Source organism: Rhodococcus sp. H-CA8f (genome assembly GCF_002501585.1).
GTDB classification, from domain to species: domain Bacteria; phylum Actinomycetota; class Actinomycetes; order Mycobacteriales; family Mycobacteriaceae; genus Rhodococcus_F; species Rhodococcus_F erythropolis.
Genome location: NZ_CP023720.1, coordinates 3,204,612 through 3,216,662, shown reverse-complemented (window position 1 = coordinate 3,216,662; position 12,051 = coordinate 3,204,612). Strand labels below are relative to the sequence as shown.

Annotated in this window: 10 protein-coding genes; 2 read left to right on the top strand and 8 right to left on the bottom strand. The window is 64.1% G+C overall.

Annotated elements, in window-relative coordinates; translation table 11 throughout:
• Window positions 1-3: 3 nt before the first annotated feature.
• Both tal and tkt read right to left on the bottom strand, forming a co-directional pair.
• On the bottom strand, window positions 4-1,128 hold the full coding sequence (tal, locus tag CPI83_RS14845; protein ID WP_046379904.1) for a transaldolase: 1,125 nt from the start codon (window positions 1,126-1,128) through the stop codon (window positions 4-6).
• Window positions 1,129-1,133: 5 nt separating this feature from the next.
• Entirely contained in the window at window positions 1,134-3,236 is a 2,103-nt protein-coding gene (gene tkt / locus CPI83_RS14840; protein ID WP_019748403.1) for a transketolase, read from the bottom strand.
• A gap of 201 nt (window positions 3,237-3,437) precedes the next feature.
• Between tkt and CPI83_RS14835 the strand changes: the two genes are divergently transcribed.
• On the top strand, window positions 3,438-4,421 hold the full coding sequence (locus tag CPI83_RS14835; RefSeq protein ID WP_003944994.1) for a heme o synthase: 984 nt from the start codon (window positions 3,438-3,440) through the stop codon (window positions 4,419-4,421).
• A gap of 56 nt (window positions 4,422-4,477) precedes the next feature.
• On the opposite strand, the gene CPI83_RS14830 is transcribed toward CPI83_RS14835, so the two are convergent.
• Window positions 4,478-5,443, bottom strand: a complete 966-nt coding sequence (locus CPI83_RS14830) for a quinone oxidoreductase (protein WP_097387376.1) — start codon at window positions 5,441-5,443, stop codon at window positions 4,478-4,480.
• Between the two features lie 83 nt (window positions 5,444-5,526).
• Here CPI83_RS14830 and CPI83_RS14825 point away from each other — a divergent pair, with 83 nt between their 5' ends.
• Window positions 5,527-5,889, top strand: coding sequence for a hypothetical protein (locus CPI83_RS14825; RefSeq protein ID WP_020969598.1), 363 nt, complete (start codon window positions 5,527-5,529; stop codon window positions 5,887-5,889).
• 63 nt (window positions 5,890-5,952) lie between these two features.
• Here CPI83_RS14825 and CPI83_RS14820 read toward each other — a convergent pair whose 3' ends face one another.
• The 5 genes from CPI83_RS14820 to mptB all read right to left on the bottom strand — a co-directional run bounded on the left by CPI83_RS14820 (window position 5,953) and on the right by mptB (window position 12,049).
• A complete protein-coding gene (locus tag CPI83_RS14820; RefSeq protein ID WP_179154704.1) occupies window positions 5,953-6,927 on the bottom strand; it encodes a heme A synthase in 975 nt (324 codons plus the stop codon).
• Window positions 6,928-7,063: 136 nt separating this feature from the next.
• Window positions 7,064-8,458, bottom strand: a complete 1,395-nt coding sequence (locus tag CPI83_RS14815; RefSeq protein WP_232816934.1) for a hypothetical protein — start codon at window positions 8,456-8,458, stop codon at window positions 7,064-7,066.
• Window positions 8,459-8,505: 47 nt separating this feature from the next.
• Complete coding sequence (locus tag CPI83_RS14810) at window positions 8,506-9,360, bottom strand: ABC transporter permease (RefSeq protein ID WP_081051166.1); 855 nt, start codon at window positions 9,358-9,360, stop codon at window positions 8,506-8,508.
• Window positions 9,357-10,298 (bottom strand): ABC transporter ATP-binding protein, encoded by a 942-nt coding sequence (locus CPI83_RS14805; protein ID WP_007727917.1) that lies wholly within the window; start codon window positions 10,296-10,298, stop codon window positions 9,357-9,359. Before CPI83_RS14805 ends, CPI83_RS14810 begins: the two co-directional genes overlap by 4 nt.
• Complete coding sequence (gene mptB / locus CPI83_RS14800; protein ID WP_080910404.1) at window positions 10,295-12,049, bottom strand: polyprenol phosphomannose-dependent alpha 1,6 mannosyltransferase MptB; 1,755 nt, start codon at window positions 12,047-12,049, stop codon at window positions 10,295-10,297. Before mptB ends, CPI83_RS14805 begins: the two co-directional genes overlap by 4 nt.
• Window positions 12,050-12,051 lie beyond the last annotated feature (2 nt).

Sequence of the window (12,051 nt, the reverse complement as noted above, 5' to 3'; positions counted from 1 at the left end):
GGCTCAGCTCTTCTGGGTTGCTGCGCGAAGCTGCTCGGCAGTTGCGTCGAGCAACTCGTTCCAGGACACCTCGAACTTGTCGACGCCCTCGGTCTCGAGGACCTTGAACACGTCCGCAAGATCGATGCCGACAGCTGCGAGCTGATCGAAGACGACCTGCGAGTCCTGAGCGGTGCCCGAAATCGTGTCGCCCGTGATCTCACCGTGGTCGGCGAGAGCGTCGAGCGTCTTCTCCGGCATGGTGTTGACCGTGTTGGGCGCAACCAGCTCGGTGACGTAGAGCGTGTCCGGGTAATCCGGGTTCTTCACGCCGGTCGACGCCCACAGCGGGCGCTGAGCCTTGGCGCCATCGGCCAGGAGAGCCTGGAAGCGCGGCTGCACCTCGAAGATCTGCTGGTACGCGTTGTACGCCAGACGAGCGTTTGCGAGTGCAGCCTTGCCACGAAGCTCGAGAGCTTCCGGCGTGCCGATCGCCGTGAGGCGGTTGTCGATCTCGGAATCCACACGGGAGACGAAGAACGAGGCGACCGACTCGATGGACGAGATGTCGCGGCCGGCAGCCTTGGCGGTGTCCAGACCGTCGAGGTAGGCGCCCATGACAGCTTCGTAGCGCTCGACCGAGAAGATCAAAGTGACGTTGACGCTGATGCCTTCACCGATCACCTTGGCGATGGCGGGGATACCGGCCAGCGTTGCGGGGATCTTGATGAGGACGTTCGGGCGGTCGACGATCTTGTGCAGCTCGATCGCCTGCGCGACAGTCGCGTCGGTGTCGTGCGCCAGACGAGGATCGACCTCGATGGACACGCGGCCGTCGACGCCGTTCGAGGCCTCGAACTGCGGGGCCAGGATGTCGCACGCAGCGCGCACGTCGTCGGTGGTGACGGCCGTGATGGTGGCGTCGACATCGGCGCCGCGCTCGGCCAACTCGCGAACCTGAGCGTCGTAGTCGGAGCCCTTGGACAGTGCCGCCTGGAAGATCGACGGGTTGGTCGTGACACCCACGATCGACTTCGTGTCGATCAGGTTCTGCAGGTTGCCGGACTGGATGCGATCTCGCGAGAGGTCGTCGAGCCAGATGGAAACGCCTGCAGCGGAGAGTTTTTCGGTATTCACGTTCTGTGTCATCGAGATCATCCCTTCACAGATGCGAGGGAGCGCTGCGCGGCTTCGACAGTCGCGTCGGCAGTGATGCCGAACTCCCGGTACAAGGTCTTGTAATCGGCGGAAGCGCCGTAATGCTCGAGCGAGACGGCCTGACCGGCGTCGCCGAGGATGCGCCACCACGGCATTGCGATACCGGCTTCGACGGACACGCGTGCGCGGACGGCGGGCGGAATGACCTCGTCGCGGTACGCCTGATCCTGCTCGAGGAACCAGTCGAGGCACGGCACGGAAACGACGCGGGTTGCGACGCCCTGAGCTTCGAGGGTCTCGCGAGCCTCGGTGGCCAGATGCAGTTCGGAACCGGTCGCAAGCAAGATGACCTCGGGCGAACCGTTGGCAGCGTCGACGAGGACGTAAGCGCCGCGCTTGACGCCTTCGGCAGCCTTCTCCTTGGTGCCTTCGAGAACCGGGATGTCCTGGCGGGTGAGCGCCAGAGCCGTCGGGCCCGTCTTGTTCTCGAGTGCTGCCTGCCATGCGAACGAGGTCTCGTTGGCGTCACCCGGGCGGACGACGGCGAGGTTCGGGATCGCACGAAGAGCAGCGAGGTGCTCGACCGGCTGGTGAGTCGGGCCGTCTTCGCCGAGACCGATCGAGTCGTGGGTCCAGACGTAGGTGACGGCAGTCTTCATCAGTGCAGCCAGGCGAACCGCCGGACGCATGTAGTCGGAGAAGACCATGAAGGTTCCGCCGTACGGACGGGTGGGCCCGTGCAGCGCGATGCCGTTGAGGATCGAGCCCATCGCGTGCTCACGGATACCGAAGTGGAGCGTGCGGCCGTAAGGCTGCGCAGTCCAGTCGCTGGTGGAGATGGAGAAGGGGCCGAACGAATCTGCGCCCTTGATGGTGGTGTTGTTGCTGCCGGCGAGGTCGGCGGAACCGCCCCACAGTTCGGGCAGGATCGGTCCGAGCGCGTTGAGTGCCGAACCGGAGGCCTTGCGAGTCGCAACGCCCTTGGCGTCGGCTTCGTAGGTCGGGAGAGCGTCGGCCCAGCCGGCGGGGAACTCACCGGCGAACAGGCGGTCGAAGAGTTCCTTGCGCTCGGACTCACGTGCGGCCCACGCGTCGAACTCGACCTGCCATGCCTTGTGTGCGTCGGCTCCGCGCGAGACGACCTCACGGGCGTGAGCCAGAGCGTCGGCGTCGACGTCGAAGGACTTGCTCGGATCGAACCCGAGGGCTTCCTTGACCGCGGCGACTTCGTCGGCACCGAGTGCGGAGCCGTGAACGTCGCCGGTGTTCATCTTCTTCGGCGCCGGGAAACCGATGATGGTGCGGAGCAAGATGATGGACGGACGATCGACGACGGCCTTGGCTGCGGCAACCGCGTCGAGGATGCCGGAGACGTTCTCGCCGCCATCGACGTGCTGAACGTGCCAGCCGTACGCCTCGTAGCGCTTTCCGACATCTTCGCCGAGAGCGATGGCGGTGTCGTGCTCGATGGAGATCTTGTTGTCGTCGTAGAAGACGATCAGGTTGCCCAGTTCCTGGACACCGGCGAGTGACGACGCCTCGGAGGTGACGCCTTCCTCGATGTCACCGTCGGACGCGATCACGTAGATGTGATGGTCGAAGGGGGAGGAGCCGACCGGGGTCTCCGGATCGAACAGCCCGCGCTCACGACGCGCAGCCATGGCCATGCCGACTGCGGACGCAAGGCCCTGGCCGAGCGGACCGGTGGTCATCTCGACGCCGACGGTGTGGCCGACCTCGGGGTGACCGGGGGTCAGTGCGCCCCATGTGCGGAGAGCTTCGAGGTCAGCAAGCTCGAGACCGTAGCCCGACAGGTAGAGCTGGGTGTACAGCGTCAAGGACGAATGGCCACAGGAAAGAACGAAGCGGTCACGGCCGACCCATTCTGCATCCGAAGGATCGTGGCGCATGATGCGCTGAAAGAGGGTGTATGCCAACGGCGCCAAGCTCATTGCAGTTCCGGGATGGCCGTTGCCGACCTTCTGAACCGCGTCGGCGGCGAGCACGCGGGCGGTATCGACAGCCTTGGTGTCCAGGTCGGTCCAGTCCGAGGGGTGGACGGGTTGCGTGAGGACGTGGATCTCGTCTGTGATCGACACTGGCAGATGTCTCCTGACATGGTGTACGTGGATTGCGAGGGTGGGGTGTCCCTCCACTGCGTAACCCAGCCTAATGGTCCTGGCTGTCCGGGTCGATTCGGTTCCTCAATGGCTGCGGTCTACCATCGTTCGTAGTAGAGGACAGTGTCAGCAGTGTGTCGTGAACAGTTAGTGCGGTAACGCGTGGTGCAAGGAGAGAACGTGCGGACAGGGCAACAGCCGAGCGGACATGGCTTCGGCAGCCCAGGTGCCGCCCCGCGGGCGACCAATACCGATACGGTGTGGGGTCGCGCAACGGGCAAGGTTCTGGCTTATATCGCGCTCACGAAGCCGCGAGTTATCGAATTGTTGTTGGTGGCAACCATTCCGGCAATGCTGCTGGCCGATCGCGGAACGGTCGACATCGTTCTGATCCTCAGCACCCTCTTCGGTGGCTGGATGGGCGCAGCGAGTGCGAACTCGCTCAACTGCGTCGTCGACGCCGACATCGACAAGGTCATGAAGCGCACCGCGAAGCGTCCGTTGGCCCGCGAGGCGGTGCCGACCCGTAACGCACTCGTCTTCGGACTTCTTCTCGGACTCGCGTCGTTCCTGTGGCTGTGGTGGCGAGCCAACCTCTTGGCCGGCATCCTCGTCGTGATCACGATCGCGTTCTACGTCCTCATCTACACGATGGTTCTCAAGCGTCGCACCTGGCAGAACGTCATCTGGGGTGGCGCAGCCGGATGTATGCCCGTCCTCGTAGGCTGGGCCGCTGTCACCGGGTCTCTGAGCTGGCAGCCCGTCGTGCTGTTCCTGATCATCTTCTTCTGGACGCCGCCGCACACCTGGGCGCTCGCGATGCGATACAAAGAGGACTACAAGGCGGCAGGTGTTCCCATGCTTCCGGTGATCGCCACCGAGGAGCACGTCACCAAGCAGATCCTGTTCTACAGCTGGGCGATGGTCGTCACGACGCTTGTCCTCGTCCCTGCGTCGGGCGTCATCTACGCCGCAATCACCATCGTCGCCGGTGCGTGGTTCCTGCTCATGGCTCATCAGCTGTACCGCAGCGTTCGCGGCGGTGCTCAGGTCAAGCCGCTGCGCCTGTTCCTGCAGTCGAACAACTATCTTGCGATCGTTTTCGTCGGCCTCGCTGTCGACTCGGTTCTCGGACTCCAGACGATCAGCGACATGCTCAGCTGATTCTGCTGTGCGCCTTTATTAACCGCGGGCGGTTAATAAAGGCGCACAGCACTTCGCTAGGGAATCAGAACGATCGACCCGGTCGTTGCTCGACCCTCCAGATCCCGATGGGCTGTTGCCGCGTCGGCGAGGGGATACTCGGCGCCGACGCGAATATCGAGATTCCCGGCCGCAATGGCGTCGAAGACATCACCGGCACGCCAGGTCAGTTCCTCACGAGTGCGAATGTGATGCGCGAGCGTGGGACGCGTCAGGAACAGCGAACCCGATGAATTGAGCCGCTGCGGATCTACGGGCGGAACGGGTCCACTGGCCGCACCGAACAATGCGACAGTGCCGCGAATACGGACGGAAGCCAGGCTCGAATCAAAAGTTGTCGCGCCGACGCCGTCGTATGCCGCCGCTACTCCTTCGCCGCCGGTCAACTCCCGGACTCGCGCTGCGATGTCCTCGTCGTACCGCAGGACCTCCGAGGCACCGGCGCCGCGCGAGAGTTCTTCCTTCGCATCCGACGACACAGTCGTGATGACCTTCGCCCCGAGGCTGACGGCCATCTGCGTCAGGATCAACCCGACGCCGCCCGCGCCTGCGTGCACGAGCACGGTGTCGCCGCTCTGGATCGGATACGTCGACTTAGCGAGGTAGTGTGCCGTCATCCCCTGCAGGAGCGCCGACGCTGCGGCCGATGCCGGGACACCGTCGGGCACTTTCACGGCGACTGCGGCGGGAACAGCCACCTTCTCGGCGTAGCTGCCCGTGGCGGCCGCCCACGCGACACGGTCACCAGCGGCGAATTCGGTGACGTCGGAACCGACAGCTTCGACCACGCCGCTGCCTTCGTCGCCGGGAATGTAGGGGAGCGGACGCTTGTACTGGCCCATTCGGAAATACGTGTCGATGAAATTGATGCCGATCGCTTCGGTCCTGACGAGTAGATCGCCTGGGCCGGGTGTCGGTTCGGGTTGTTCGGTCAGAGTCAGAACCCCTGGTCCGCCGGTCTCGGTCACGTAGATGGCTCGCATGGTTTCTGTTCTACACCCGAGACGGCCGACGCTCAGTCCATGCCTGGTGTCGCTTCCGGGCTACCGACCAGTATTGTCGAGTCATGAGCACCGATACCGAGAAGTCGGACGCCACCCCGTCCGCGCCGGAACTGCCGAAGTCCACGGTGAACGCCATCACCAAGTTCGTCGCCGAGCACGGCGGTACCGCCAGCGCCGTCATTCAGCCGGTCGGCCTGGCCGGCGTTCGCATCACTCTCGTGGGTGCCGACGGCATCCTCGGTGATCAGGTCGTCGAGGACCTCGCCACGGCCAATGCCGTCGTTGCGTCCTTCGACACCGTCACCGTTGCCGAGTGGGAGCGTGAGCTGACGAGCATCGTCACCCCCCAGGAAGGTCACTTCAAGAAGATGGCCGGTTGGGTCGCCAACCAGACTCGGTTCCCGAAAGCACGCAACGAAGCCTGAAATGACGTGTGGGGCGTAGGAACACTTCTTGGTGTTCCTACGCCCCACACGTGTCTTGAAGCGTCAGAGAGCCGGTATCGGCGAATCGGTCGGCGTGTACTGGCGGGTCTTACCCGCAGCCCAAACTGCCGCGGTCGCAGCCGTGCACAGTCCCGCACCGGCGACGTGAAAGACGACCAGCACTGCCGGTACGTCGGTGAAGTACTGAACGACACCGATGAGTGCCTGAGCGACGATGAGAGCCAGCAAGACCTTCAGGCGGATCTTCACAGCCGGGGATGTCCCGACTGCATACAGGCCGAAGGTCAGGCCCACCACCAAGGCCAGATAGCCGACCAACAGTTGCGAGTGCAGATGAACCAGGGTCACGATCTCGACCTCAAGGCGAGGCACAATCCGATCCATATTCTTGTCACCCGCGTGGGGGCCCGCACCCGTTACGAGGGTGCCGGCGACCAGCACGCCGGCCAGCGCGACTGCGGACAGCGCGGTCAGCCAGCGAAGCGGCTTCGGCATCACGATCAGCGTTGTTGCCTCGTCGGGTTCCGCGATCTTCGCGTACATCACCGTGGCAACCCAGACCATTAGCATCGACGCCACCAGGTGAATGGCGACGGTCCACCACAGCAGACCGGTTCGGACCGTGATACCGCCGATCACTGCCTGAACGACAGTGCCGAGCGGCATCATCCAGGCATAGATCAGGACTTCATTCCGTCGACGAGCACGAGTCACCGCGAGCACGATCGCGGCGGCGACGATGACGACCAGGAAGGTCAGCAGGCGGTTGCCGAACTCGACGGCTTGGTGAAGTACTGCGACCTCGCCATGGCCGACCGGGACGAAGCTGCCGGGGAAGCACTGCGGCCACGTCGGGCAACCGAGCCCAGACGCGGTCACGCGAACCACCGCGCCGGTGACAGCGATGCCGCCCTGCGTCAGGATCACGATGAACGCGATGATTTTCTGCGTTTTCAGCGAGGGGAGAGGTAGTCGATCCACCAAGCGTAAAAATCCGGCATACACACGATTCACCACGCCAACAATCGTAGTTCCCCATCAACTACACAGTGTCGTTGGGGCCAGCTCGCTCCGCGCCTGCCCCGCGTCGTTAAGGGCAGGCGTTGAAGCAGGCGCGAAGCGAGCTGCCCCGCGTCGTCGGGACCAGCTCGCGTCAGTTCGCGCGAACGCGCACGATTCCCGAGATCGTTCCCTGGAAGTACTCGCCAGACTCGGTGATGAGTGCCGACATCTGCAGGGTGTCGTTGAGGATCGTCGACGGCAGGGGAGTCGAACCGATCTGTGACCCGTCCTTCGAGTCGATCACCGCGAACGAGTACCCGTCGAGCGGAGAGGTGCTCGGATTACCGTCCCGCGTGACGGTGTAGATCGAGCCGTCCGCCGTCGAGAGGTGCGGTACCGCGGAGCTACGAATCGTGTTGTCCCACACGACATGGCAGCCGACCGGATCGATGTCGACCCGGGTCATTCCGCCGTTGAAGGGTGCCGTGGCGGGGACCGCTGGACCGGCACCGTCAGGAGTCGTGGGGTACGGGTATCCGTAAGTACCGGCCACGTAGACCGAATGACCGATGCCGACGGGGGAGTTCTCGCTGCCACTCGGTGAGCCGTCCTTGCTGGCCGCGGACAACACCGGCTGCGTGCACACCTCGGCGCCCGTGTCAGCGCGATAGACATGCAAGCTCACTGTCGGGTGGGCGTTGTCGACGATGGTCAAGAAATCGCTGCCCGTCGACGGGCCGAAGTATGTCGGAGTCGATCCGGTTCCCCAGCTGAGCTGACCCGGATTGCGGGCCGGCCCGCGGTCGTACGGCTGACGCCAGTCGATGACGACCTCGTCGCCACTTCGCTTCAGTTGGTAGAGCGCGTGGGTCGTTGCGACGGCAGTGCCCGTCGGGGAGGTGGAGATGCTGTTCTGCACCTGCTCACCCTCGGGGAGCGCAATGCTGTGCGCGATTCGATCCGTGCCGACATACCCGACGGTGCCGTGCCCGGTGGCGAACCAGACATTGCCGTCCCAATCCGGGGCGAGACCGGTGACGTTGTCGTCGGCGGCAACCGCACCACTGAGATCGATGACATCCGCGAGTTCCAGCCGCCAACTGCCGTCCGGATTCTGCGCATGGGAAATACGGACCAGTTGACGGTTTCCGTCGACGGCTACGAGACGGTTCTCGTTGTCGAGGTAGGCGTAGACGCCGCCGAGCAGGCTGCCCTTCGCGAGCGGCAGTTGCGCGACCGACCGTCCCAAGGGTGTGGCGTCGGCCTTCGGATCGATCAAATGGATGGTCGGGATCTGGCCGATCATCGTCGTGCAGAGCGAGACGATCATGCCGTCGGACCCCTGGAGGACCGTCGGGCAGGCGGCCATCATCGGGAAAGCTGTCACCTCGTGTGGGCCGGCTCCTGGACCAGGCAGCGGCGTGACGTCGGACGAGCCCGCGTCACCGTGCATGGTGGAAGTACCGACGGGACCGAGGTGCGGATTTGCAGGTGCGAGTGGACCGGACACCGAAGGGGTCGCCGTTGCGGGTCCGGCACACAACATCACTGTTGCGGCCACACAGCCGACGATCTGAGCTGTCCGTCGTGTACTCACGTGAACTTGAACCACCTTGCTGCGCAGACTCCGGCCACTGCGGCCCAGACGAGAAGTACGAGAATCGAGAACCAGTCCATCGAGGTGTCGAGGGCCGCTTCGAGTGCGTGTGCCAGTGCGCCGGACGGAACAATGCGCACCAGCGTGTGAACAGCGGTCGGGAGTTCACCGCTGGCGAAGACCACACTGCCGATGCCCACCATGATGAACCACAGGATGTTGGCGAGCGCGAGAACGATTTCTGCTCGCAAAGTACCGCCGAGCAGGAGGCCAAGCGCGGCAAATGTGACAGTACCGATGGCAATGACCACTGCGCCGAGTACAAGTTCGACGAACGACGGACGCCACCCCAACGCCAAACCGATAGCGCCGAGCAACAGCGACTGCAGCGCCACGACGATGATGACGGCAGCGCTCTTGCCTGCGATGATTCCCCACCGCGGTAGCGGAGTTGCACCGAGTCGTTTGAGCGCGCCGTATCGGCGATCGAATCCGACGGCGATGGCCTGTCCGGTGAACGCCGTCGACATCACGGCAACCATCATGACACCAGGGAGCACGGTATCGACCCGAGAATCGCCCAAATCGCCGATCGGAAGTAGACACAGTCCGATGAGCAGGGTGATCGGGATGAACATGGTGAGCAGCAATTGCTCACCGTTGCGGAGCAGAAGTGTCAGCTCCAGTTTGGTCTGCGCCGCCAGCATCTTGGCCGCCGAATTGGGGCGGGGATCCGGCGAGAAGGTGCCTGGCTCGAAGCGGTTCTCGGCGAGCCGCCGGTCTCGGGCAACGCTGATGGGACTGCTCTGGCCGTTCGACGCTGTTTCGTTCATGACCTTGATCTCCGTCATCCCCTCAGTTCCCGGCCCGTCAATTCGAGGAAGACGTCTTCCAGACTCCGTTGATCGACGCGAATGTCGTTGATCAGCACGTCCTGATCGGCACACCACGTCGCAACTGTTGCCACGGTTGCCGGATCGATTGCACCTTCGACGACGTAGGTGCCTGGGTTGGATTCCTCGATGCGGAACCCGGCGAGTGAACCGGCCAGCGAATCGAGGCTCAAACCGGGAACCGTCGTCAGACGGAGTTGTCCTTCGGCGCCCTTGCTGGTGACCTCGGCCGGCGTTCCCGACGCGACGATCTTGCCGTGGTCGATGATGACCAGTTCGTCGGCGAGTGCTTCGGCCTCGTCCATGAGGTGTGTGGTGAGCAGGACGCTCACGCCGTCACGTCGCAGAGCGTCGATGAGTTCCCACACGAGCAGGCGCGCCTGAGCGTCGAGCCCAGCGGTGGGTTCGTCCAGAAATACCAATTCGGGGCGGCCGACCAGCGCGCACGCCAGTGACAGTCGTTGCTGCTGGCCTCCGGAGAGACGGCGGTACGGGGTCTTGCGCGCATCGGTGAGGCCGAGTTTGGAAAGGAGCCAGGCGGGATCGAGCGGGTCGGCCGAGTATGCGGCCACGAGGTCGAGCATTTCCCCGGCCTTGGACCCGGGGTACGCGCCGCCGCCCTGCAGCATGACGCCGATTCGCGAGCGGACTTCACCGGAGTCGGCGATGGGGTCGAGACCGAGCACTCGAACCGTGCCGGCATCGGGGGTGACAAACCCTTCGCACATCTCGACGGTGGTTGTCTTACCGGCTCCGTTGGGGCCGAGCAGGGCAACGACCTGGGCCGTCTCGACAGTGAGATCGATACCGTCGACGGCTCGAACACCGTCGAAGGACTTGACGACACCCTGGATCTGTACCGCCGGCGTAGACGATCTGGAGGCTCTCGAGGTCACGGGGAATCAGCGTAAGCCCCCGCCGAGTTGTCTTCGTCTACCGGTCCGCCTTTCGTGATCTCCGCTACTGGCTTGTCGCTACGCCAGGGGAGTGAATTGCGGGTGAAGACGATGAGCGTTCCGGCGGTGAGGATGGTCGCGATGACGGCCTGCACGATCATGAACGGAAGGTATTCGGCGCCGTTGGACATCAACATGACGCTGACGATCGAGGTGAAGACGACGGCAGGGATGCGGAAAATCGGTGCGGTGGCCCACGCCGCCAACGGAAGGATCGCCCACAGCAGGTACCACGGCTGAACGACGGGGAACAGGAGAACGATCGCTCCGAGTGCGATGCCGAGTCCACCGACCGGGTGTATGCGGCCCATGTACACCGAGATCATCATCCGTGCGGTGACGAGCATGGCGACGAGAGTTGCGATGGGCCGCGTGATCGTGAGGATCGCCGTCGTGTGATCGCCGAGTCCGAGTAGTACACCGGCCAATCCCGTGCCGACGCCCAGGAGCGTCGGGATGGACATCCAACTCCGGACTGCGGTGGCGGTGTCGAGGGTGTTGATCCAACCCATACCGAGCCCACTGGCCACGCTGATGACAAACGTGACGACAGCGGCAACGACGCCCAGGAGAATCGCGGCTCCCGCCAGGGCTTTCCAGGTTCCACCCCAACGCCGAGCCAAGGCCATGCCGACAAATCCCAGCGCAAGCAAGGACGGAATTTTGACCGTCGACGACAACGCGATCAATCCAGATCCCGCAATGAGATAGAACAGCGCTCGCCCACGGATCGGCCCGGACCCTTCGACTGCGCGGAGGGCGATCTCGATTCCGGCGAGCATCAACCCGAGCATGAGGGCTTCGTTGTGGATGCCGGCCACCAAGTGGAAGAGCAACAGCGGGTTCGCGGCACCGAGCCAGAGCGAACTGACGGCAGAGACACCGCATCGCTTGGCCAGTCGAGGTATCGCCCACACGATGAGCGCGACGCCGGCCAATGCGAGCAAGCGGTGCAAGAAGATTCCGGCCACGATGTTGTCGCCGGTCAGTGAGCTGATCCCGCGTCCCAGCCACAGGAAGAACGGACCGTACGGAGCCGGGGTGTCGCGCCAGATCGTCGGAACCGTGCGGGTGAGAACGTGGTCGACGCCCAGTGCCGCCTTGGGGCCGATGGCGTACGGATCGAGTCCACGGGCCGCGATTTCGCTTTGTGCCAGATACGAGTAGACGTCGCGGCTGAACATCGGCGGTGCGACCGAGAGCGGCAGGATCCACAGCAGGAGTGTGCGGTCCAACTGGGAACGGGTCATGCGCCGCGGTGCGCCGGAACGGCTGCGTATGTCCCCGACTGCAAATCGGCCCATCATCAGCCAGGCGAGAACGACGAGCACGGTTCCGGTCATCGTCATGGTGAGTGAGACCGTCGGCATACGTCCGGGAAGGCTGAGGACTCGAAGTCCTGCGGTCGGATTCTGCAGGACGGGTTGTGCGCCGGCGCCGAGCGCTCCGACTGCCATCAAGACCGCGCCGGTCGCGCCGAATCGGCGGATCCCTCGCAGTTGTGCGGTTTCCTTCGCGTTCAGGCCCGGGCGCTCGTCCTCGTCGCCGTGCAGCACCGCGGCCATACTCTGCCGGGGAGCGGATCCGAAAGGTCGAACGCCGATTGTGGAAAGCGCGAGTGCCTTGGGTTTTTCCAGCAGGATCGCGCGCGCCGATCGCGCGGTCGTCGTCTTCTCGGGGGTCTGCGGCACAC